Genomic DNA, 23,943 nt, shown 5'->3' on the forward strand with positions numbered 1-23,943 from the left:
CCGCATCTGTCGGGAGCGTTTTACTCATGTAAAGGCACCAACAGCACATCCACTTCGCTGGACTGGACAATACTTTTCGCCGAGCAGACGGCGCGCGAGAAGAACGTCTGATTATGATTACCACACACCACTAAATCGACATCCTGGGTGCGACAGGTATGCAGAATATGCTTACTTAGCTCGCCGGAGGCAATCAACGCCTGTTCGATGGGATAATTCGCGTTACGAACCAGTTCATCAAGAAACTGTTGTGTCTCTTCCAGCAGGACATCTCGGACGTTTTCCATCATTGGTGCTGCAAGCTGATTATACAGTTCTGGGTCAGCGGCTAAGGTAATAAGGGTAATGCGGGCACTGGAAGGGCGGGCAATATCGACCGCTTTTGCCAGCAATTGTTGGCTCTCAGGCGTAACGGCTACGGCGACCAAAAGATGTGCATAAGCCATTTTCACTCCCCGATTTGAATCAAATTTTTCTCACCATTACTCCGATTCTTAAACCAGTGCAACCCGTGAATATGGCATGGATGTGAAGGTTATCATAAATATTCATTAATTATTCTTACGTAACGCTCTGGTCGCGCTTTAATCACCTTAACCGATTTTAAAAGCTTAACTAAAATTAAGAGAATTTAAGATCGAATTGTTAAATTATCGACCATGCTGATTAACAAAACTGTAATGGTTGCTTTGGGTGATTAATTAACTTTACTTAAAACATAATATATTGTTTTATATCACTTTTTAGAGTTGTTTCTTCAGTAGATACATATTGTCAAATGTAAATAGGGCAGCATCCTAATCCTCCGACCAGTTAACGTGGGTAAGAGCGCGTTTTGCATGCCTATTCGGGCAATTGGAATAGAAAAGGGGGTTGATCGCGCAAAAAAACATCAATTCACAAGCGAGACTGATAGATTTATTGTCCATATTCGGGTAAATTATGTGACGTAGATCACAAAAATTTCAAATTTCCGCACTGGTCAGATTGTATGTGGCAGCACCTACGAGTACAGTTGCGTCGAATTAGGAAAAATCTTAGTTCTTTGTAAGAAATGATTAAGAACGTTGTAAGGCAATTAACATTTGAGCGAAGCGCCTTATCGCAAGATCCTAGTCAGTTATGCATTTAGCCTTTCTTTTTTATACCGGGTTTTTTCCCGGCGACATCACGGGGTGCGGCTTAGCCGCATAAGATACAAGTTGGTTATTCGGGATGGGAAAAATGCATACATCCGAGTTGCTGAAACATGTTTATGACATTAATTTGTCGTATTTACTTCTTGCTCAGCGTTTGATCAGCCAGGACAAAGCGTCCGCAATGTTCCGTCTCGGTATTAATGAAGAGATGGCGACGACACTGGTTGAGTTAACCCTTCCGCAAATGGTGAAATTGGCTGAAACCAATCAGCTGATTTGCCAGTTCCGTTTTGACAATCATCAGACTATTACTCGTCTGACCCAAGAATCACGCGTGGACGATTTACAGCAAGTTCACACCGGGATTTTACTTTCAACCCGCCTGCTGAATGAGTCTTCACAGACTGGCGACGCGGCCAGGAAGAAAAGGGCATAAAGATGGGCGAAAAAAGCATTGTTCAGGAAGCTCGCGACATTCAGTTAGCAATGGAACTGATTACGCTGGGTGCGCGTTTACAAATGTTGGAGAGTGAGACGCAGCTTAGTCGCGGTCGTCTTATCAAACTCTACAAAGAGTTGCGTGGTAGCCCGCCGCCGAAAGGTATGCTGCCATTCTCCACCGACTGGTTTATGACCTGGGAACAAAACATCCACGCGTCTATGTTCTGTAACGCATGGCAATTTTTGTTGAAAACAGGCCTTTGCAGTGGCGTTGACGCAGTCATCAAAGCATACCGACTTTACCTCGAACAATGCCCTCATGCTGAGGAAACCCCGTTACTGGCGCTTACTCGTGCCTGGACGTTGGTTCGCTTCGTGGAAAGCGGAATGCTGGAGTTGTCACGCTGTAATTGCTGTGGTGGTAATTTTATTACTCACGCACATCAGCCTGTTGGTAGCTTTGCCTGCAGTTTATGCCAACCGCCGTCCCGCGCGGTAAAAAGACGTAAACTTTCCCAGGATGCTGCCGATATTATTCCACAACTGCTGGATGAACAGATCGATCAGGCTGTTTAACCGAATACAGGTGGAAACACTCCAGCAGCGGTGCAGTTATGCCGCTGCTTTTTTTTGCCTGTTACTCGCGTTAACCCTTTGAAATGTTTATCCCGAGCCTTAGTCATTAGCAGAAGGATGATGTCGTGCTTATCGTATTAGGTTACCTGGTTGTTCTTGGTGCAGTCTTTGGCGGTTATATGATGACCGGCGGAGAACTTGGGGCACTTTATCAACCGTCTGAACTGATCATCATCGGGGGCGCGGGGATAGGTGCATTCATTGTTGGCAATAACGGTAAAGCCATCAAAGGAACGCTGAAAGCAATGCCTTTGCTGTTTCGCCGTTCGAAGTACACCAAAAGTATGTATATGGACTTGCTGGCGCTGCTGTATCGCCTGATGGCGAAATCACGTCAGCAAGGCATGTTCTCGCTGGAACGGGATATTGAAAACCCGAAAGAAAGCGAGATTTTCGCCAGCTACCCGCGCATTCTTGCGGATGCGACGATGCTTGAATTTATCGTTGATTATCTGCGACTTATCATCAGCGGCAATATGAATACCTTCGAAATTGAAGCGCTGATGGATGAAGAGATTGAAACCCACGAAAGTGAAGCCGAAGTCCCGGCGAACGCACTGGCAATGGTCGGTGACTCACTTCCTGCGTTCGGTATCGTGGCGGCGGTAATGGGTGTGGTACATGCGCTGGCCTCGGCGGATCGTCCGGCGGCGGAGTTGGGTGCGCTGATTGCGCATGCGATGGTGGGAACTTTCCTCGGTATTTTGTTGGCGTATGGTTTTATCTCTCCGCTGGCAAGCGTGCTTCGCCAGAAGAGTGCGGAAACCGCCAAGATGATGCAGTGTGTGAAGATAACCCTGCTGTCGAACCTGAACGGTTATGCGCCGCCGATCGCGGTTGAGTTTGGTCGTAAAACACTTTACTCCAGCGAGCGTCCGTCGTTTATCGAACTGGACGAACATGTTCGTGCGGTCAGAAACCCTAACCAACAGACGACGACTGAGGACGCATGAAAAACCAGTCCCATCCAATCGTCGTCGTTAGACGAAAAAAACATAAAGGCCACGGTGGCGGCGCGCATGGCTCCTGGAAAATCGCCTATGCCGACTTTATGACGGCGATGATGGCGTTTTTCCTGGTCATGTGGCTTATATCCATCTCAAGCCCGAAAGAGCTTATCCAGATCGCGGAGTATTTCCGCACGCCGTTGGCAACTGCGGTCACCGGTGGGCAGAGAATTTCGAACAGCGACAGCCCCATTCCGGGCGGTGGCGATGACTACACACAGCAACAGGGCGAAGTACAAAAACAGCCCAATATTGACGACCTGAAAAAACGCATGGAGCAGTCGCGCTTGAGTAAATTGCGCGGCGATCTGGACCAGTTAATTGAAGCCGATCCCAAACTGCGCGCATTGCGCCCGCACTTGAAAATCGACCTGGTGCAGGAAGGGTTGCGCATACAGATTATTGATAGTCAGAACCGGCCGATGTTTAAAACCGGCAGCGCGGAAGTCGAACCTTATATGCGCGATATTTTACGGGCGATTGCGCCAGTACTGAATGGTATTCCGAACAAAGTGAGCCTCTCCGGTCACACCGATGATGCCCCTTACGCTAACGGCGATAAAGGGTACAGCAACTGGGAGCTTTCCGCCGATCGCGCCAACGCGTCGCGCCGTGAGCTGGTTGCCGGTGGCCTGGATGATGGCAAAGTGATGCGCGTCGTTGGCATGGCGGCAACCATGCGCCTGGTCAATCGCGGCCCGGATGAAGCCATCAACCGTCGAATTAGTCTTTTGGTGCTGAACAAACAAGCAGAAGCGGCCATTCTGCATGAGAACGCCGAAAGTCAGAGTGCGCCAATAAGCGCGATTACACAGCCAGAGCCAGCGGCAGCGGCAGCACCCGCGCCAGCAGCCTCGTCTCCGGCAGCAGTTCCTACGTCGCCACAAGCCAATCCGAGGTGATAGCGTGAGCATGGATATTAGTGATTTTTACCAAACATTCTTTGATGAGGCCGACGAACTGTTGGCCGATATGGAACAACATTTATTGGACCTGGTGCCGGAAGCGCCGGATTCAGAACAGCTCAACGCCATCTTCCGTGCTGCACACTCTATTAAAGGCGGTGCGGGGACATTTGGCTTTACCATCTTGCAGGAAACAACCCACCTGATGGAAAACCTGCTTGATGAGGCTCGGCGTGGCGAGATGCAGCTAAACACCGACATTATCAACCTGTTTTTGGAAACCAAAGATATTATGCAGGAACAGCTCGATGCCTATAAAAGCTCGTCAGAGCCAGATGCCGCAAGCTTCGAATACATCTGTAATGCCCTGCGCCAGTTAGCGCTGGAGGCAAAAGGAGAGGCCGTTGCTGCTGCGAATGGTGCGAAACTCTCTGTTGTAGAGACAGCTGCGCTGGCATCTGATGCGACAGCGCCCGCCGCTGAAAACGACGGCAAACTGCGAATCGTCCTTTCACGCCTGAAAGAGAGCGAAGTTGACTTACTCGAAGAAGAGCTGAGCAACCTCGGCACGCTGAGCGATGTCGTGAAGGGGAAAGATACCCTGAGCGTGACCATCGACGGCGGCGTGGGCGAAGACGACATTATCGCGGTGCTGTGCTTTGTTATCGAAGCGGATCAAATCGCTTTCGAAAAAGCAGCCCCGGCACCCGCGGCGACAGACGCTGAGGTCGAAATCCCGGTTGAAGTGGCTGACGCGTCGGCAACAACGGCTGTCCCGGCGGTGCAAGCGGCTCCGGCTGCGGCACCAGCGCTGAAAGCGGTGGCGAAAGAGCAACCGGCAGGTCGTGAGAAACCGGCAGCCCGCGCCAGCGAATCGACCAGTATCCGTGTTGCGGTCGAAAAAGTTGACCAATTGATCAACCTGGTCGGTGAACTGGTTATTACCCAGTCGATGCTGGCACAGCGCTCTAACGAGCTGGATCCGGTAACTCACGGTGACCTGATAACCAGCATGAGCCAGCTGCAACGCAACGCCCGCGACCTGCAGGAATCGGTGATGTCCATCCGTATGATGCCGATGGAATACGTCTTCAGCCGCTTCCCGCGCCTGGTTCGCGATCTGGCGAGCAAGCTTGATAAACAAGTAGAACTGACGCTGCAAGGCAGCTCAACCGAACTTGATAAGAGCTTGATCGAACGTATTATTGACCCGTTAACGCACCTGGTGCGTAACAGCCTCGACCACGGTATTGAAACGCCGCAAAAACGTGTGGAAGCAGGGAAGTCGCCTATCGGTAACCTGATTCTGTCGGCGGAACACCAGGGCGGGAACATCTGTATTGAAGTGACCGACGATGGCGCAGGTCTGAACCGTGAGCGTATCCTGGCGAAAGCGATTTCGCAGGGGATGGCTGTGAACGAGAACATGACCGATGAAGATGTGGGCATGCTGATTTTCGCCCCGGGCTTCTCGACTGCTGAGCAGGTGACGGACGTTTCCGGACGCGGCGTGGGCATGGACGTGGTGAAACGTAACATCCAGGAGATGGGCGGCCACGTTGAAATCAAATCCAGGCAGGGCACTGGCACGACCATTCGTATTCTGCTGCCGCTGACGCTGGCGATCCTTGACGGCATGTCAGTAAAAGTGAACAACGAGGTCTTTATCCTGCCGTTGAACGCGGTGATGGAATCGCTGCAACCGCGCGAAGAAGACCTGCATCCGCTGGCCGGCGGTGAGCGCGTGCTGGAAGTGCGCGGTGAATATCTGCCGCTGGTGGAACTGTGGAAAGTCTTTGACGTTATGGGCGCAAAAACCGAGGCCACGCAGGGGATTGTCGTTATTCTGCAAAGCGCGGGTCGTCGCTATGCATTGCTGGTGGATCAACTGATTGGTCAGCATCAAGTGGTGGTGAAAAACCTGGAAAGCAACTATCGCAAAGTGCCGGGCATTTCTGCTGCCACTATCCTTGGGGATGGTAGCGTTGCGCTGATCGTTGACGTATCAGCGTTGCAGGGATTGAATCGTGAACATCGTATGGCGCACACAGCCGCCTGATTTAGTTAAGAAGGTATAAAACATGACCGGTATGAGTAATGTAGCAAAACTGGCGGGCGAGCCATCAGGTCAGGAGTTCCTGGTTTTCACTCTGGGCGATGAAGAATACGGAATCGATATTCTCAAAGTGCAGGAAATTCGTGGCTATGATCAGGTGACCCGAATCGCCAATACCCCCGACTTTATCAAAGGCGTCACCAACCTGCGCGGTGTGATTGTGCCGATTGTCGACCTGCGCGTGAAGTTCAGCCAGGGCGATGTCGAGTATGATGAAAACACGGTCGTTATCGTGCTGAATCTCGGTCAGCGCGTGGTAGGGATTGTGGTTGATGGTGTTTCCGACGTCCTGTCGCTGGCATCTGACCAGATCCGTCCGGCTCCGGAATTCGCGGTAACCTTGTCGACAGAATACCTGACCGGCCTGGGCGCGCTCGGCGACCGTATGCTGATTCTGGTAAATATTGAAAAACTGCTCAACAGCGATGAAATGGCGCTGCTGGATATGGCAGCCACGCACGTAGCGTAATAATCGCGCATGTAGCGTAATAATAAAGGCGGGTGAAGTTGCTTCTCCCGCCTTTATTTTCGCCCTTGTTCTGCCGCGATAATATACATCTCTCACGTCCGTTTAATTTCTATTCCATAAAATCTTCTGACTTCTCTTTACCCCTGTCCATATATTGTGATGTTTATCGCAAATCACGTTATATATCTTTCGATGCTTAATAAGTCAGATGATTGTTGTTATCTAATAAATTGATTTAAAACAATAAATTTATTATACCCCATGGGTTTTACCGCGTTAGGTTTATCTGGCGGCGAGTTGCGACAACCTGCAGGCGAGTGGAGACTTGCCTTGTCTCTGCAAATTCCAATTGGCGATATGAATAACGCAGCACGTAATATGGTCTGCGGTCGCAACCGGCTCAGCGATGAGGTTTACAAAGGGACAACGACTAACCGTTGCGGCAGCGCTGTTCGAGCGGCGTGCCATCGCAAGTGAGCAGCGATGGCTTGCTGCGAACCTACAATGACACCGCGCAAATCCTGACTTCGCAGGCCACGACACCAGGGGGAACGTATAGCGATACGTTAACTGTGGAGATTGCGCTTTAAGTCATAATTTAATTCCCTTTCGCAAATGTAAAGTTCCGTGGCCCCATGCCGATAACACCGTTAAGAACTTATCAAGAAGGTGTTGCATGTTGAACCGTATCCGCGTCGTTACTCTACTTATGAGCGTGCTGGTGGTCTTTGCCTTGTTACAGCTTGTCTCTGGCGGCCTGTTTTTTTCGTCACTTAAGCAAAACCAGCAAAGTTTTGCGGTCTCCAATGACCTGCGCATGCAACAAACGGAATTAGGTAAAGCCTGGGAGTTGATGCTGCAAACGCGTATCAACCTGAGCCGTTCCTCAGCGCGGATGTTGCTGGATCCGAGCAACCAGCAGAGCAGTGCGAAAACCGATTTGCTGAACAGCGCCAAAGCGTCGCTTGCCGATGCGGCAAAACACTACGATGCCTTCCGCGCGCTGCCATCGCTGCCAGAAACCGATGCAGTGCGCCAGACGCTGGATGAAAAATACCGGACTTATAATGCCGCGCTGGCGGAACTGGTGCAGTTCCTCGAAGGCGGCAATATTAACGGCTTTATGGCGCAGCCGACGCAAGGCATGCAAAACGCCCTTAGCGACGCGATGCAGAAATACGCGGATTTGAGTGAAGGCTTGTATCGCAATGCCTGGGAACAGAGCGTCAGTGATTACACCTTCGCCAAATGGCAGATGGCGATCCTGGCGCTGGCGCTGGTGATCGTGCTGACCGGTGTCTGGTATGGCATTCGCCGTATTCTGCTGTCGCCATTGTCGTCAGTTATTGCCCATATCCGGGAAATCGCCAGTGGCAATCTGACCCATTCGCTGACCATTGCCGGGCGCAGTGAAATGACGGAACTGGCGCAGAGCGTTGATCATATGCAGAACGCGCTGATCGAAACGGTTACGAATGTTCGCCAGGGTTCCGATGCTATCTACTCCGGCACCAGCGAAATCGCCGCCGGCAACAACGATCTCTCTTCCCGTACCGAAGAGCAGGCTTCCGCACTTGAGCAGACCGCCGCCAGCATGGAAGAGTTGACCGCCACGGTGAAACAGAACGCCGATAACGCCCGTCAGGCCTCATTACTGGCGCAAAGTGCCTCGGAAACGGCAGAGCGCGGCGGCAAAGTGGTTAACAGTGTTGTAAAAACAATGCACGAAATTGCGGGCAGTTCGCAAAAAATTGCCGATATTATTAGTGTGATTGACGGAATTGCTTTCCAGACCAATATTTTGGCGCTGAACGCCGCGGTTGAAGCAGCGCGGGCGGGCGAGCAGGGGCGTGGTTTCGCCGTGGTCGCCGGAGAAGTGCGCAATCTTGCCAGCCGCAGTGCGCAGGCGGCGAAAGAAATTAAAGGCTTAATTGAAGATTCTGTCTCCCGTGTCGATACCGGTTCTGTGCTGGTGGAGAGCGCAGGGGAGACGATGTCGGACATCGTTAACGCGGTAACAAGGGTGAACGACATTATGGGTGAGATCGCCTCGGCTTCTGATGAACAGAGCCGCGGCATCGATCAGGTTGCGCTGGCGGTATCCGAAATGGATCGCGTCACGCAGCAGAACGCGTCACTGGTACAACAATCGGCAGCCGCAGCGGCCGCCTTAGAAGAACAAGCCAGTTTGTTGACGCAGGCGGTATCTGCTTTCCGCCTTTCTTCTGTATCCGGCAAACCGGCGTCGCGTGCTACAACTCCGGCAGCAGGCAGCGCTCAGACCCCGGCGCGGAGTCGCCAACTTGTAACCGGACAAGAGGATAACTGGGAAAAATTTTAGCTGTTCTTAACCGCGGACTTTTTCCGCCAGATGGGGCGTTAATGTTAAATCGTATTCGCATCTCGACAACACTTTTTTTGATTTTGATCGTGTGTGGCATTTTACAGGTTGGCAGTAACGGGTTGTCTTTCTGGGCATTTAAACAGAGCACTTCACATTTACAAGAAGTTGAAAACAGTACCCATCAGCGCAGCGCATTAATGCAGATGCGGGCCACGCTGCTTCAGGCCAGTACCGCGCTGAACAAAGCCGGGACGTTAACGGCGCTGAGTTATCCGCCGGATGACATCAAAGCGCTGATGACACAGGCGAAAGCCAGTCTCAAGCAGTCGGCAGAAGTAGAAAAAGAGTTTCTTGGCCTGAAGGTGATGACACCGGAAGGTAAAAAGTTACAGGAAATCACCCAGGCCACTTATACCGCCTGGCGTGGCGACCTGGAGCACCAGGCAACCTGGCTTGAAAATAACCAGTTGTCGGACTTTATGACCGCACCGGTGCAGGAGTCGCAGGATAAGTTTGATGCCAGTTTCAGTGCGTGGGAGAAACACATTAACCACTTTACTGAACAGGCGAGAGCGGATGGTGAAAGCAACTACCATCGCTCGGCGGTGATTTTTGTCGTGGTGGTTATTCTCGCCGCGTTATTGACCAGTGCCGCGCTGCTCTGGTCGCGCAAGATGATTGTCCAGCCGCTGGCGGTTGTCAGCAGCCACTTTGACAGCATCTCCGAAGGCAATCTGGCACGACCGATTGCCGTTGACGGGCGTAACGAGATCTCGGCGATTTTTACCAGCCTGAAAAAGATGCAAACCGCGTTACGCACCACGGTGAGCGATGTCCGTCAGGGCAGTTATGCGATGCATACCGGCATTTCGGAAATTGCGGCGGGTAATAATGATTTATCGTCGCGAACGGAACAGCAGGCAGCGTCGCTGGCGCAAACCGCTGCCAGTATGGAGCAGTTAACGTCAACGGTAAGCCAGAACGCCGATAACGCGCGTCAGGCTTCCGGGCTGGCGCAGAGCGCGGCAGAAACGGCGAGAAAAGGGGGGCAGCAGACATCGAGCGTGGCAAGTACCATGCAACAGATTGCCGGCAGTTCCCAGAAAATTGGCGACATCATTAGTGTGATTGATGGCATCGCGTTTCAGACCAATATTCTGGCGCTGAACGCCGCCGTTGAAGCGGCTCGTGCCGGTGAACAGGGGCGCGGTTTCGCGGTTGTCGCCGGAGAAGTGCGTAACCTGGCAAGCCGCAGCGCGCAGGCGGCAAAAGAGATTAAGGGCCTGATTGAAGAGTCGGTTTCCCGCGTTCAGCAGGGTTCCGCTCTGGTGGATACCGCCGCGCAGACGATGACGGAAATCGTCCGCTCTGTCACTCAGGTCAACGATATCATGGGCGAGATCGCCTCCGCGTCCGATGAACAACGGCGCGGGATAGAGCAGGTGGCTCAGGCAGTAACACAGATGGATCAGGTGACACAACAGAACGCTGCGCTGGTAGAAGAGGCAGCCTCCGCCACCGACCAACTGGCCAACCAGGCAGATAATCTTACCGCGCTGGTGGCTGTATTTAAGATTGAAGAGCATGTCGCAATACCCGAAATGGCACCGCCTAAGGCTGTGCCCGTTGCATCCTGAACCTAGTTGAGAAGGCGCTATGACATCATCCATGCCTAACGGGCAAACGTCATCAATATTGCAACAGATGACACAGCGCCTGGCGCTGTCCGACGCGCATTTCCGTCGGATATGTCAATTGATCTACCAACGTGCGGGGATTGTCCTCGCGGATCATAAACGTGACATGGTTTATAACCGCCTGGTTCGCCGTTTACGCTCGCTTGGGCTAGATGATTTTGGCCGCTATCTGAGCATGCTGGAAGCGAACCAGAACAGCGCCGAGTGGCAAGCGTTTATTAACTCGCTGACCACTAATCTCACCGCTTTTTTCCGGGAAGCACACCACTTCCCGGTTCTCGCGGACCATGCGCGTAAGCGCACGGGGGAATATCGGGTATGGAGTGCAGCGGCGTCGACAGGCGAAGAGCCGTACTCTCTTGCCATTACCCTCGCCGATGCGTTGGGAATGGCGCCGGGTCGCTGGAAAGTTTTCGCCAGCGACATTGACACAGAGGTGCTGCAAAAAGCGCGTAGCGGCATTTACCGCCAGGACGAGTTGAAAACCCTCTCGCCCCAGCAGATGCAACGCTACTTTATGCGCGGTACTGGCCCGCATGCCGGGCTGGTGCGCGTACGGCAGGAACTGGCGAACTACGTCGATTTCTCCACGGTCAATCTGCTGGATAAGCAGTACAACGTTCCGGGGCCTTTCGACGCAATTTTTTGCCGTAACGTAATGATTTATTTTGATAAAACGACGCAACAGGACATTTTGCATCGTTTCGCTCCACTGCTTAAGCCAGACGGATTAATGTTTGCCGGGCATTCGGAGAACTTCAGCAACCTCGTGCGTGAGTTTACCCTTCGTGGGCAAACAGTTTATGCGCTGAGTAAGGATAAAGCATGAGTAAAATCAGGGTGTTGTCCGTCGATGATTCCGCATTGATGCGCCAGATCATGACAGAAATTATCAATAGCCACAGCGATATGGAAATGGTGGCGACGGCGCCAGACCCGTTGGTTGCCCGGGATTTAATTAAAAAATTCAACCCGGACGTGTTAACGCTGGATGTGGAAATGCCGCGCATGGACGGGCTGGATTTCCTCGAAAAATTAATGCGTTTGCGCCCAATGCCGGTGGTGATGGTCTCCTCGCTGACCGGAAAAGGCTCCGAAGTGACTCTGCGTGCGCTGGAACTGGGGGCGATAGATTTTGTCACCAAACCGCAGATTGGCATTCGCGAAGGCATGCTGGCTTACAGCGAGATGATTGCTGAGAAAGTACGTACCGCCTCCCGCGCGCGCATCGCGGCGCATAAAACGATGGAGGCCCCGGCCATGCTGAAAGCCGGGCCGTTGCTCAGCTCGGAAAAACTGCTGGTGATTGGTGCGTCAACCGGAGGAACAGAGGCAATTAGGCATGTACTCCAGCCATTGCCACTCTCAAGTCCGGGTATTCTTATCACTCAGCATATGCCGCCGGGCTTTACCCGCTCATTTGCTGAGCGTTTGAATAAGCTCTGTCAGATCAGCGTCAAAGAAGCGGAAGATGGCGAGCGCGTATTACCCGGGCACGCGTATATTGCACCTGGCGATCGGCATATGGAGCTGGCGCGTAGCGGGGCGAACTATCAAATTAAGATCCACGATGGACCGCCGGTTAACCGGCACCGTCCTTCGGTGGACGTGTTGTTTAATTCGGTGGCGAAACATGCGGGGCGTAACGCCGTGGGAGTGATTCTCACGGGGATGGGCAACGATGGCGCGGCCGGAATGTTAGCAATGCACCAGGCTGGCGCCTGGACGATTGCGCAAAATGAAGCAAGTTGTGTGGTGTTCGGCATGCCGCGTGAGGCCATCAATATGGGTGGCGTCAGCGAAGTGGTCGATCTTAGCCAGGTAAGCCAGCAGATGTTGGCGAAAATCAGTGCCGGACAGGCAATACGTATTTGAACCAGGAGTAATTTTTTATGGCGGATAAAGAGCTTAAGTTTTTGGTTGTGGATGACTTTTCCACCATGCGTCGAATTGTGCGTAACCTGCTGAAAGAGCTGGGATTTAACAACGTTGAAGAAGCGGAAGACGGTGTTGATGCGTTAAACAAATTGCAGACGGGTGGCTTTGGTTTTGTTATCTCCGACTGGAACATGCCAAACATGGACGGTCTGGAACTGCTGAAAACGATTCGTGCCGACAGCAATATGGCTTCCCTGCCAGTGCTGATGGTTACAGCAGAAGCGAAAAAAGAGAACATCATCGCAGCGGCACAGGCCGGTGCGAGCGGCTACGTGGTGAAACCGTTTACCGCTGCAACCCTGGAAGAGAAACTCGGGAAGATCTTCGAGAAACTAGGCATGTGAGGACTGGCTAATGATTCAACCTTCAATTAAACCAGCGGACGAACATTCACCCAGCGACATCATTGCCCGGATCGGCAGCCTGACGCGTATGTTGCGTGATAGCCTGCGAGAATTAGGTCTTGATCAGGCGATTGCCGAAGCTGCGGAAGCGATTCCTGATGCGCGTGACCGTCTGGATTATGTCGTGCAGATGACCGCGCAAGCGGCAGAACGCGCGCTTAACAGCGTTGAAGCTTCTCAGCCGCACCAGGATGAGATGGAAAAAGGTTCGAAAGCGCTGAGCAAACGTTGGGACGAGTGGTTTGAAAACCCAATCGAACTGGCGGATGCGCGTGAACTGGTGACCGATACGCGCAAGTTCCTTGGCGAAATTCCGGGGCACACCAGTTTCACCAACGCCCAACTGCTGGACATTATGATGGCGCAGGATTTCCAGGACCTCACCGGCCAGGTTATCAAACGCATGATGGATGTTATCCAGGAGATCGAACGTCAGCTTCTGATGGTGCTGCTGGAGAACATCCCGGATCAGTCCGCGCGTCCGAAGCGTGAAAACGAAAGCCTGCTCAATGGCCCACAACTCGACGCGACCAAAGCGGGCGTGGTGGCAAGCCAGGATCAGGTCGACGATCTGCTCGATAGTTTGGGCTTCTAAGCCTGTATTATCAGTAAGTTAACGGAAAGTGGGCAAGCATAAGGCTGCCCACTTTCTTGTTTTCCCCTCTTTTTCCCACGCGTTTTCTCACGCGTAGCGTCATGTCAAATGGCGAAAACCCCCTGTTTTTATGCCTTACTCTGCCCATTAGACAGCCTTGACTCTGGCAATATGTCACCAAACCTGTAATCCGTGGATGTGTTGGCCGTGGCCTCTGAAGACAACGACGACAAAACAGAAGCCCCCACAGCGCACCGACTAGAGAAAGCGCGCGAAGAAGGGCAGATCCCCCGATCCAAAGAGCTGACATCGTTGCTGATCATGTTGGTCGGTATCGGCATTCTGTGGTTTGGCGGTGAAGCGTTTGGTCGCAGGCTTACGATGGCGCTCTCCTCCGGGCTGCGTTTCGATCACAAGATTATCAACGACCCGAACCTGATCCTCGGACAGGTGATCATAATGTTGAGAAACGTGCTGATTGGCATGTTGCCGCTACTGACGGGCGTGGTGATTATCGCCCTGATCGCGCCGGTAATGCTGGGCGGGCTGGTATTCAGCACAAAATCGCTGGAATTTAAGTTTTCCAAACTCAACCCGCTGAGCGGGTTGGGACGTTTGTTCTCCGCACAAGTGGGCGCGGAACTGGTTAAAGCGTTGATGAAAGCGCTGCTGATGGGCAGCGTAGCGGGCTTGTTTTTATGGCATCACTGGCCGGATATGATGCGCCTGATGAGCGAATCGCCGCTGACGGCAATGGCGAGTGCTCTCAACCTGGCCGGGCTGTGCGCCATGCTGGTGGCGCTAAGCATCATCCCGATGGTGGGCTTTGACGTTTTCTGGCAGATCTACAGCCATCTGAAAAAACTGCGCATGTCCCGCCAGGACATCCGTGATGAATTTAAGCAGAGCGAAGGCGACCCGCACATTAAAGGCCGCATCCGGCAGATGCAGCGTGCGGCGGCGCGTCGTCGCATGATGGCCGATGTGCCAAAAGCGGATGTCATTGTCACCAACCCGACGCACTACTCCGTCGCGCTGCAATATGACGAGAATAAGATGAGTGCGCCGAAAGTGGTGGCGAAAGGCGCGGGGATGGTTGCGCTGCGTATTCGTGAACTGGGGACGGAGAACCGCGTGCCGATCCTCGAAGCGCCGCCGCTGGCGCGTGCACTTTATCGCCATTCTGAAATTGGTCAGCAAATCCCGGGTCAGCTGTATGCGGCAGTAGCCGAAGTGCTGGCGTGGGTATGGCAGTTGAAACGCTGGCGTCTGTCCGGCGGGCAACGACCTGTTAAACCTGAGAATCTCCCGGTGCCTGAGGCGCTGGACTTTTTGAACGAGAAGGACACTGATGGCTAATCTGGTAGCAATGCTGCGTCTGCCCAGCAATCTGAAATCGACCCAATGGCAGGTTCTGGCCGGGCCGGTGCTCATTTTGCTTATTTTGTCGATGATGGTGCTGCCGCTACCGGCGTTTGTCCTCGACCTGTTGTTTACCTTTAACATCGCACTTTCCATCATGGTGCTGTTGGTGGCGATGTTCACCCAGCGCACGCTGGAATTCGCCGCATTTCCGACCATTCTGCTGTTTACCACCTTGCTGCGCCTGGCGCTGAACGTAGCCTCAACCCGTATTATCCTGATGGAAGGCCATACGGGTACTGCGGCGGCAGGGCGTGTGGTTGAAGCCTTCGGTCACTTTCTCGTTGGCGGTAACTTCGCCATCGGTATCGTGGTGTTCGTTATCCTCGTGATCATCAACTTTATGGTTATCACCAAAGGTGCGGGGCGTATCGCTGAAGTGGGCGCGCGTTTCGTACTGGATGGGATGCCCGGTAAACAGATGGCGATTGACGCCGACCTCAACGCCGGGATCATCGGTGAAGATGAAGCGAAACGCCGCCGTTCTGAAGTGACGCAAGAAGCGGACTTCTACGGTTCGATGGACGGTGCGAGTAAGTTCGTTCGCGGTGACGCCGTCGCCGGTATTCTCATCATGGTTATCAACGTTATCGGCGGCTTGCTGGTCGGCGTTTTGCAACATGGCCTGTCAATGGGCGATGCGGCGGAAAGCTACACCCTGCTGACCATCGGTGACGGCCTGGTTGCGCAGATCCCGGCGCTGGTTATCTCTACCGCGGCGGGGGTGATCGTGACGCGCGTCAGTACCGATCAGGACGTCGGTCAGCAGATGGTTGGTCAGCTGTTCAGCAACCCGCGCGTAATGATGCTCAGCGCCGGGGTACTCGGCCTGCTCGGTATGGTGCCGGGGATGCCGAACTTTGTGTTCCTGCTGTTTACTGCCGCGTTACTGGGGCTTGCCTGGTGGCTGCGTGGTAAAGAGCAAGTTGCGCCTGCCGAAGCCGCGCCAATGAAGCTGCCGGAAAACACCCAGGCAGTGGAAGCGACCTGGAACGACGTGCAGCTTGAAGATTCCCTCGGTATGGAAGTGGGCTATCGCCTGATCCCGATGGTGGATTTCCAGCAGGATGGCGAGCTGTTAGGCCGTATTCGCAGTATTCGTAAGAAATTCGCCCAGGACATGGGCTTCCTGCCGCCGGTGGTACACATCCGCGACAATATGGATCTGCCGCCAGCGCGTTACCGTATCCTGATGAAAGGGGTGGAAATTGGCAGCGGCGAGGCTTATCCAGGTCGTTGGCTGGCGATTAACCCAGGCACCGCGGCGGGCACGCTACCGGGTGAGCAAACCGTGGATCCGGCCTTTGGCCTGGCCGCTATCTGGATTGAGAGCGCATTGAAAGAACAGGCGCAGATCCAGGGCTACACCGTGGTGGAAGCCAGTACCGTGGTAGCAACGCACCTTAACCACCTGATTGGTCAATTCTCGGCGGAGCTGTTTGGTCGCCAGGAAGCGCAGCAACTGCTTGACCGGGTGAGTCAGGAGATGCCGAAGCTAACGGAAGATTTAGTACCGGGCGTGGTCACGCTGACCACGCTGCATAAAGTGTTGCAAAACCTACTGGCCGAGAAAGTGCCGATCCGCGATATGCGCACCATTCTGGAAACGCTGGCCGAGCATGCGCCGCTGCAAACCGATCCGCACGAACTCACGGCTGTGGTGCGCGTGGCGCTGGGTCGCGCCATTACACAGCAGTGGTTCCCGGGTAATGACGAAGTGCAGGTAATTGGCCTTGATACGCCGCTTGAGCGTTTGCTGCTGCAAGCGTTGCAGGGCGGTGGTGGTCTGGAGCCGGGTCTTGCCGATCGCTTGCTGGAACAAACCCAGGAAGCATTGACGCGTCAGGAGATGTTGGGTGCGCCGCCGGTGTTGCTGGTTAACCACGCGCTGCGTCCGCTGTTGGCGCGCTTTCTGCGCCGCAGCCTGCCGCAACTGGTGGTGCTGTCGAATATGGAGATGTCGGACAACCGCAGCATCCGTATGACCGCCACCATCGGAGGCAAATAATGCGTTTCCTGGCGTGGCTGGTCGCCCTACCGTTATTTGCCCATGCGGCGGGAAACGGCATTGGCGAAGGCATGTGGCAGGCCAGCAGTATCGGTATCCGGCTGGATAACCGTGGCGTGGTCTCTTCATCGCGACCGCTTGGCCCGTCGCAGCCGGTAAACGGGCTGATGACGGATGTCTCCTGGCGTTATGAACTGAATGGCCCCACACCTGCCGGGTTAGTGGTTCGACTCTGTTCGCAAGCGCGCTGTGTCGAGCTGGATGGGCAGAGCGGCACCACGCGCGGCTTTACCGATGTCCCGGCGCTTGAATCGCTGCGTTTTGTTTGGGAAGTTCCAGGTGGTGGGCGCTTATGGCCGCCGCTGGATGTGCGCAGTAACAAAGTGCTGGTGAACTATCGCCAGCCAGATCATCAAAACTAACCGCTTCGCTTCAATCAGTTAGCTCGTTTTCTGCTCGAAAATCCCGTCAGCCAGGCGGGATTTTGCTATTCGTCCCGCATTTTTGGCCACTCCTTTTGAAGCAAAAGAAACGCTGTTTTATAAATCAGTGATGCGCGTATCGGCACTCTTTGCATTTTTGCCAGCCGCGTAATTTTGATGGCAGAAACAGAAAGGTTTCCCGTTGCACATCCTCTTACTTTAGCCGTGTAAGAAATTCCTTTGGCTAAGCCGGATCGTCAAAGGTCCCCCAAAATGAACAGGGTTGACGGCAATGAAAACACGAAAAATTGGATTGGCAAATTATCTCGCCTATGGCTCGGGCGATTTTCTGGGTGCGGGCACAACCGCGTTAACCGCAGCATGGTTACTCTATTTCTATACAACCTTTTGCGGTCTGACGCCTATCGAAGCGACATTTATCTTCGCGACTGCAAGGGTGCTGGATGCGGTGGTCAGCCCGTTGATGGGCTTTTTAACCGATAATTTCGGTTCGACCTGGCTCGGCAAACGCTTCGGTCGGCGTAAGTTCTTTATTATGCTGGGGATCCCATGCGTATTCAGCTACTCAATAATGTGGGTAGGGGATATGGGGTTCTGGTATTACCTGCTGACTTATCTGCTGTTTGATGTGGTCTACACCATGATTCTGGTGCCGTACGAAACGCTGGTACCGGAAATGACCGATGATTTCAAACAGAAAACCAAATTCTCTGGTGCGCGTATCTCGATGGCACAGATGTCGGCGATTCTGGCCTCGTTTCTGCCGGGCGTTTTGCTGACACACTTTGGGAAAGACAACCCGATCTCCTTTTTCTACGCAAGCCTGGTCTTCTCGGTGCTTTGCGCGCTGATGCTGACGTTTGTCTGGTGCTTCACCTGGGAGCGCCCGCGCGAAGAGTGGACCGAGGCAGCGTTACGTGCGGAAGAAGAGAAAAAGAGCCTCACGCTTGGGCAAAGCTTGCGTCGCCTGTTTGTGGAACTCAGCTCCACGCTGCGGATCAAGATTTTCCGCCAGCACCTGGGGATGTACCTCGGGGGGTATATCGCACAGGACGTGTTTAACGCGGTGTTCACCTATTACGTGGTGTTCGTGCTGATGCAGGAAGCGTCGCTGGCGTCCAACTTACTGGGAACAATGGCGATTTTCCAGTTCATCGCAGTTATCGCCATGATCCCGCTGTGCATCCGATTCGGACCTGCACCGTCTTACCGCATGGTCGTCGTGCTGTTCGGTCTGAGTGCGGCGTCTTACGCAGTGCTTTACTACGCCGGTTTGAGCGATGTTTATTCGCTGCTGTTGTTGGTGTCCGCCGTTGCTGGTCTGGGACGCGGGGGTATCAACTATGTACCGTGGAACACCTACACCTATATCGCGGATATTGATGAAGTGGTCACCGGCCAGCGCCGCGAAGGGATCTTCGCCGGGATCATGACGCTGACTCGTAAAGCCTCTCAGGCTGGTGCGGTGATGCTGGTGGGGATCGTGATGCAGGCTTCTGGTTTCGTCTCCGGGCAGAAAACGCAGGTGCCAGAAGTGAGCCACACCATTTTGATGGTCATGTGCTTTGGCACCATCGCCGTGTTGTGCTGCGGCTTCCTCGTTTCCTTGCGCTTCAAGCTGAATCTGAAAACCCACGGTGTGTTGCGTGAAGAAACCACCAAAATGCGCCAGAGCGGCCGCCCGATGCCTGAAAGTATCACCCCGCAAGCACGTGAAACCGTCGAAATGCTGGCAGGCATGCCTTACGAATCCCTGTGGGGGAACAACAACATCGGCTACCTGAATCGCAATAAACCTGCCGCGCCATTGCTGAAAGATGCATCACTGAAATCGACTTACAACTGAGGTTAAGAATATGAAGGTTTGGCCTGTCAAACACAGCCCGTTATTGCGTCAGCCAGAGCGTTTTATCGCCCGTGATGAACTGAAAGCGTTGATCCGTAAGGTGACGCATAACCTGGTCAATATTCACGACAACACCGGTGAGTTTTTACTCCGTCTCGACGATGGGCGCGTGATTGATACCAAAGGCTGGGCTGGCTGGGAATGGACCCACGGTGTGGGTCTGTACGGGATGTACCAGTATTATCGCCAGACCGGGGAAGAGAACGTTCGCGAGGTGATTGATAACTGGTTCGCCGACCGCTTTGCGGAAGGCGCGACCACCAAAAACGTCAACACTATGGCGCCGTTCCTGACGCTGGCGTATCGCTACGAAGAAACTGGCAATCCGGGCTATTTGCCGTGGCTGGAAAGCTGGGCCGAATGGGCGATGAACGAGATGCCGCGCACCGACTGTGGTGGTATGCAGCACATTACGCTGGCGGAGGAGAACCACCAGCAGATGTGGGACGACACGCTGATGATGACCGTGCTGCCGCTGGCGAAAATCGGCAAATTGCTTAACCGCCCGGAGTATGTGGAAGAGGCGGTCTATCAGTTCCTGCTGCATGTACAGAACCTGATGGACAGGGAAACCGGACTGTGGTTCCACGGCTGGAATTATGATGGGCACCATAACTTTGCCAACGCCCGCTGGGCGCGCGGTAATAGCTGGCTGACCATTGTTATCCCTGATTTTCTGGAGCTGGTCGATCTGCCGGAAAACAGTGCGGTGCGCCGTTACCTGGTACAAGTGTTGAATGCGCAAGTTGCTGCGCTGGCGAAGTGCCAGCATGAAAGCGGGTTATGGCATACGCTGCTCGACGATCCGAATTCTTACCTTGAAGCCTCGGCAACCGCCGGGTTTGCCTATGGCATCCTGAAAGCGTTGCGTAAGCGTTACATCAGCGCAGATTACACGGACGTGGCGGAAAAAGCGGTGAAAGCGATTGTGGGTCATATTTCGCCGGAAGGGGAGCTATTGCAGGTGTCGTTCGGCACGGGAATGGGCAGTAATCTGGAGTTTTACCGCCAGATCCCGCTGACCTCAATGCCCTATGGGCAGGCGATGGCGATGCTCTGTTTGACGGAGTATCTGCGAAAATATTTCTGAGACGCAATAAAAGAAAAACCCCGGATGACCGGGGTTTTTTATGGCTAAAAACTGGGGCGATTACATACGCTCAACGGTTTCAATACCCAGCGTATCCAGACCGAGTTTCAGCGTTTTTGCCGTCAGCAGGGCCAGTTTTAGACGGCTTAGGCGGATTTCATCGCTTTCCGCGCTGAGGATCGGGCAGTGCTCGTAGAAACCGGAGAACAGGCCCGCCAGATCGTATAAATACGCGCACATCACATGCGGCGTTCCTTCACGCGCAACGACGGAGAGCGTTTCTTCGAACTGCAACAGACGTGCCGCCAGTTGGGATTCGCGCTCTTCGCCAATTACCACCGGTGCGTTTTCCAGCTCATTCTCTTCAATGCCCGCTTTACGGAATACCGACAGCACGCGCGTGTAAGCGTATTGCATGTACGGCGCCGTGTTGCCTTCAAAGGCCAGCATGTTATCCCAGTCGAAGACATAATCGGTGGTGCGGTTTTTCGACAGATCCGCGTATTTCACCGCGCCGATAGCGACTGCGTTGGCCAGTTTTTCCAGTTCGTCGGCAGACATATCCGGGTTCTTCTCCGCCACCAGGCGACGCGCGCGTTCCAGCGCTTCATCCAGCAGATCGGAAAGCTTCACCGTACCGCCCGCGCGGGTTTTGAACGGCTTACCGTCTTTGCCAAGCATCATGCCGAACATGTGATGTTCCAGCGGCACGGAATCCGGCACATAACCGGCTTTGCGCACGATGGTCCAAGCCTGCATCAGGTGCTGATGCTGACGGGAATCAATGTAGTAGAGCACGCGATCGGCATGCAGCGTTTCATAACGGTATTTCGCACAGGCGATGTCGGTTGTGGTGTACAGGTAGCCGCCATCCTTTTTCTGGATGATGACGCCCATCGGTTCGCCTTCTTTGTTCTTGTACTCATCCAGGAACACCACGGTCGCGCCTTCGCTCTCGACGGCCAGACCTTTGGCTTTCAGATCCGCAACGATGCCCGGTAACATCGGGTTATACAGGCTTTCGCCCATCACATCTTTGCGGGTCAGCGTCACGTTCAGGCGTTCGTAGGTTTTCTGGTTCTGACTCATGGTGATATCGACCAGCTTGCGCCACATTTCACGGCAATATTCGTCACCGCCTTGCAGCTTCACCACGTAAGCGCGTGCGCGTTCAGCAAACGCCGCATCTTCGTCGTAATGTTTTTTGGCTTCGCGGTAAAATCCTTCGAGATCGGCCAGCGCCATTTCACCGGCATTCTCTTGCTGCTGCAGCTCAAGGTAGGCAATCAACATGCCGAACTGGGTGCCCCAGTCGCCGACGTGGTTGGCGCGAATCACGTTATGACCGAGGAACTCCAGCGTACGAACCGACGCATCGCCAATGATGGTAGAGCGCAGGTGGCCGACGTGCATCTCTTTCGCCACGTTCGGCGCGGAGTAGTCGATAACCACGGTTTGTGGCTGAGGTGTTGTTACGCCCAGACGATCGGATTTCAGCGCCGCATCTACCTGCGAGGCGAGAAACTCAGGCGCGAGGAAAATATTGATAAAGCCAGGACCGGCGATTTCAACTTTATTGGCAATCCCGTCGAGAGAAAGGTGAGACAGAACCTGCTCGGCCAGTTGTCGCGGCGCCATGCCCAGTTTTTTCGCCACTGCCATCACGCCGTTAGCCTGATAGTCGCCAAACTGAATTTTTGCTGACTGACGAACCTGCGCTTCACAATCGGCTGGCGCGCCTGCTGCAATCATGGCCTGACTGACTTTTTCTGAGAGAAGAGCCTGAATATTCACCGGGATACCTTACTTTTAGGACACCGCGTCGCTGAGGCGGCGTCCGGGTGTTTAATAAAGGCGGGAGTATACTGCAAATGCCCGGTGGCGTCAGCACTGCATAACACGGTAGATTATGCGCTTTGTTATGACTTGCGAGCACTGTTATGCGTACCTGGCAAACCATCGAAGAGTTGCAGGATATCGTGGAAGATTTGCCACGGTTTACCCAAGATTTGCAAAATTTAACTACCCGCCTGGGGCTGAATATCGCACCCTTAAATGCCGATCACATCTCGTTGCGCTGTCACCAGAACACCACGGCGGAGCGCTGGCGGCGTGGCTTTGAGCAATGTGGCGAACTGCTGTCGGAAAACATCATTAATGGTCGGCCGATTTGCCTGTTCAAACTGCGTGAACCGGTGTGCGTCGCCCACTGGCAGTTTACGGTGATTGAGTTGCCGTGGCCGGGCGAAAAGCGCTACCCGCACGAAGGGTGGGAACATGTTGAAATCGTGCTGCCGGGAGATATCGCCACGCTCAACGCGCGTGCGCTGGCGCTGATGGCCGATGAGGGGTTAAGCCAGCCGGGGATTTCGGTGAAAACCAGTTCACCAAAAGGCGAGCGTGAGCGGCTGCCCAACCCAACGCTGGCGGTGACGGATGGCAAAGTCACCGTGAAGTTTCATCCGTGGACCATTGAAGAGATTGTCGCCAGCGAGCAGTGAAGCGCGCGGGTGTGAAGGCGCGCAAATCTGCATTTGCAAAAGCATGCCATGCTGAACAGAGGGAGATGAAATGACATTACTGGAAATCTGCTGTTACGGCGTCGATGACGCGGTAACTGCTGAGCAAAATGGGGCCGATCGCATTGAATTTTGCGCTGCGCCGAAAGAGGGCGGTTTAACCCCTTCCTTTGGTGCGCTGAAAGCGATTCGTCAGGCGGTGGCGATTCCTGTACACCCGATCGTGCGTCCGCGTGGCGGGGATTTTTGCTATCGGGCCGATGAGTTTGCTTCCATGTTGAGTGATATTGAGATGCTCCGTGAGCTGGGTTTTCCAGGGCTTGTCACCGGCGTGCTGACGGAAGAAGGGGGTGTCGATGTTGTGCGCATGCGGGAAATTATGCAGGCCGCACAGGGGATGGCGGTAACTTTTCATCGCGCGTTCGATATGTGTGCAAACCCACTTCAAGTGTTTGATAGTTTAGCGGAATTAGGCATCGCTCGTATTCTCACATCCGGTCAGCAGCCGTCGGCAGCAAAAGGACTTTCATTAATCAGGGAACTAAATACCCGGTCTGGTGTTCCAATCATTATGGCCGGCGCAGGCGTGCGCCCGGATAACCTCGAAACCTTTCTCCATGCGGGAATAAAAGAGGTGCATAGCTCGGCAGGATGCTGGACAGCGTCGCCGATGCGCTATCGCAATCCAGGATTATCGATGTCGTCAGATACCAGTGCGGATGAATATGCCCGTTACGGTGTAGATGGCGATGCGGTGGCGGTGATGAAAGAGATGATTTTGCACCATCGCCCGTAACAGTTTTTACCGCGCATCATGTCGCCCAATATGATGCTTGCTTGTACCAGGCCCCTGCCATTAACAGG

The 23,943-nt window shown here is 53.8% G+C and carries 21 protein-coding genes; 19 read left to right on the top strand and 2 right to left on the bottom strand.

Features of this window, described 5'->3' with window-relative positions; all coding sequences use genetic code 11:
* Window positions 1-20: 20 nt before the first annotated feature.
* Entirely contained in the window at window positions 21-446 is a 426-nt protein-coding gene (gene uspC / locus E0L21_RS11275) for a universal stress protein UspC (RefSeq protein WP_131409502.1), read from the bottom strand.
* A 778-nt stretch (window positions 447-1,224) separates the two neighbouring features.
* Here uspC and flhD point away from each other — a divergent pair.
* The 17 genes from flhD (at window position 1,225) to bglB (ending at window position 20,560) form a co-directional block, all read left to right on the top strand.
* Entirely contained in the window at window positions 1,225-1,575 is a 351-nt protein-coding gene (gene flhD / locus E0L21_RS11280; RefSeq protein WP_017458320.1) for a flagellar transcriptional regulator FlhD, read from the top strand.
* Between the two features lie 2 nt (window positions 1,576-1,577).
* Complete coding sequence (gene flhC / locus E0L21_RS11285) at window positions 1,578-2,156, top strand: flagellar transcriptional regulator FlhC (protein WP_131409504.1); 579 nt, start codon at window positions 1,578-1,580, stop codon at window positions 2,154-2,156.
* A 125-nt stretch (window positions 2,157-2,281) separates the two neighbouring features.
* Window positions 2,282-3,169: a flagellar motor stator protein MotA gene (gene motA / locus E0L21_RS11290; protein WP_131409506.1), complete on the top strand. Its 888-nt coding sequence runs from the start codon at window positions 2,282-2,284 to the stop codon at window positions 3,167-3,169.
* Complete coding sequence (motB, locus tag E0L21_RS11295; RefSeq protein WP_131409508.1) at window positions 3,166-4,125, top strand: flagellar motor protein MotB; 960 nt, start codon at window positions 3,166-3,168, stop codon at window positions 4,123-4,125. Before motA ends, motB begins: the two co-directional genes overlap by 4 nt.
* 10 nt (window positions 4,126-4,135) lie before the next feature.
* On the top strand, window positions 4,136-6,187 hold the full coding sequence (gene cheA / locus E0L21_RS11300) for a chemotaxis protein CheA (protein WP_235855231.1): 2,052 nt from the start codon (window positions 4,136-4,138) through the stop codon (window positions 6,185-6,187).
* Window positions 6,188-6,209: 22 nt separating this feature from the next.
* On the top strand, window positions 6,210-6,713 hold the full coding sequence (cheW, locus tag E0L21_RS11305) for a chemotaxis protein CheW (protein WP_131409512.1): 504 nt from the start codon (window positions 6,210-6,212) through the stop codon (window positions 6,711-6,713).
* 676 nt (window positions 6,714-7,389) lie between these two features.
* A complete protein-coding gene (tar, locus tag E0L21_RS11315) occupies window positions 7,390-9,054 on the top strand; it encodes a methyl-accepting chemotaxis protein II (RefSeq protein ID WP_131409514.1) in 1,665 nt (554 codons plus the stop codon).
* A 41-nt stretch (window positions 9,055-9,095) separates the two neighbouring features.
* Window positions 9,096-10,694, top strand: a complete 1,599-nt coding sequence (tap, locus tag E0L21_RS11320; protein WP_131409516.1) for a methyl-accepting chemotaxis protein IV — start codon at window positions 9,096-9,098, stop codon at window positions 10,692-10,694.
* 19 nt (window positions 10,695-10,713) lie between these two features.
* Window positions 10,714-11,583 (top strand): protein-glutamate O-methyltransferase CheR, encoded by an 870-nt coding sequence (cheR, locus tag E0L21_RS11325; protein WP_131409518.1) that lies wholly within the window; start codon window positions 10,714-10,716, stop codon window positions 11,581-11,583.
* Entirely contained in the window at window positions 11,580-12,629 is a 1,050-nt protein-coding gene (locus tag E0L21_RS11330; RefSeq protein WP_131409520.1) for a protein-glutamate methylesterase/protein-glutamine glutaminase, read from the top strand. The genes cheR and E0L21_RS11330 overlap by 4 nt, the downstream gene beginning before the upstream one ends.
* Before the next feature lie 17 nt (window positions 12,630-12,646).
* Window positions 12,647-13,036, top strand: coding sequence for a chemotaxis response regulator CheY (gene cheY, locus E0L21_RS11335; RefSeq protein WP_090138042.1), 390 nt, complete (start codon window positions 12,647-12,649; stop codon window positions 13,034-13,036).
* Window positions 13,037-13,046: 10 nt separating this feature from the next.
* A complete protein-coding gene (cheZ, locus tag E0L21_RS11340; RefSeq protein ID WP_131409522.1) occupies window positions 13,047-13,691 on the top strand; it encodes a protein phosphatase CheZ in 645 nt (214 codons plus the stop codon).
* Between the two features lie 207 nt (window positions 13,692-13,898).
* A complete protein-coding gene (gene flhB, locus E0L21_RS11345; protein WP_170312062.1) occupies window positions 13,899-15,050 on the top strand; it encodes a flagellar biosynthesis protein FlhB in 1,152 nt (383 codons plus the stop codon).
* Window positions 15,043-17,121, top strand: coding sequence for a flagellar biosynthesis protein FlhA (gene flhA, locus E0L21_RS11350; protein WP_131409526.1), 2,079 nt, complete (start codon window positions 15,043-15,045; stop codon window positions 17,119-17,121). Before flhB ends, flhA begins: the two co-directional genes overlap by 8 nt.
* Window positions 17,121-17,543 carry a flagellar protein FlhE gene (flhE, locus tag E0L21_RS11355; RefSeq protein WP_131409528.1) on the top strand — a complete coding sequence of 141 codons (423 nt, stop codon included), beginning with the start codon at window positions 17,121-17,123 and terminating at the stop codon, window positions 17,541-17,543. Before flhA ends, flhE begins: the two co-directional genes overlap by 1 nt.
* Before the next feature lie 292 nt (window positions 17,544-17,835).
* Entirely contained in the window at window positions 17,836-19,410 is a 1,575-nt protein-coding gene (locus tag E0L21_RS11360; protein ID WP_131409530.1) for an MFS transporter, read from the top strand.
* A gap of 10 nt (window positions 19,411-19,420) precedes the next feature.
* Window positions 19,421-20,560 (top strand): beta-galactosidase BglB, encoded by a 1,140-nt coding sequence (gene bglB, locus E0L21_RS11365; RefSeq protein ID WP_131409532.1) that lies wholly within the window; start codon window positions 19,421-19,423, stop codon window positions 20,558-20,560.
* Window positions 20,561-20,620: 60 nt separating this feature from the next.
* On the opposite strand, the gene argS is transcribed toward bglB, so the two are convergent.
* Entirely contained in the window at window positions 20,621-22,354 is a 1,734-nt protein-coding gene (gene argS / locus E0L21_RS11370) for an arginine--tRNA ligase (protein WP_131409534.1), read from the bottom strand.
* Between the two features lie 146 nt (window positions 22,355-22,500).
* Between argS and E0L21_RS11375 the strand changes: the two genes are divergently transcribed.
* A complete protein-coding gene (locus tag E0L21_RS11375; protein WP_131409536.1) occupies window positions 22,501-23,061 on the top strand; it encodes a VOC family protein in 561 nt (186 codons plus the stop codon).
* Between the two features lie 70 nt (window positions 23,062-23,131).
* Window positions 23,132-23,875: a copper homeostasis protein CutC gene (cutC, locus tag E0L21_RS11380; protein WP_131409538.1), complete on the top strand. Its 744-nt coding sequence runs from the start codon at window positions 23,132-23,134 to the stop codon at window positions 23,873-23,875.
* Window positions 23,876-23,943: the final 68 nt, after the last annotated feature.

Source organism: Kosakonia quasisacchari, assembly GCF_004331415.1.
GTDB lineage: Bacteria > Pseudomonadota > Gammaproteobacteria > Enterobacterales > Enterobacteriaceae > Kosakonia > Kosakonia quasisacchari.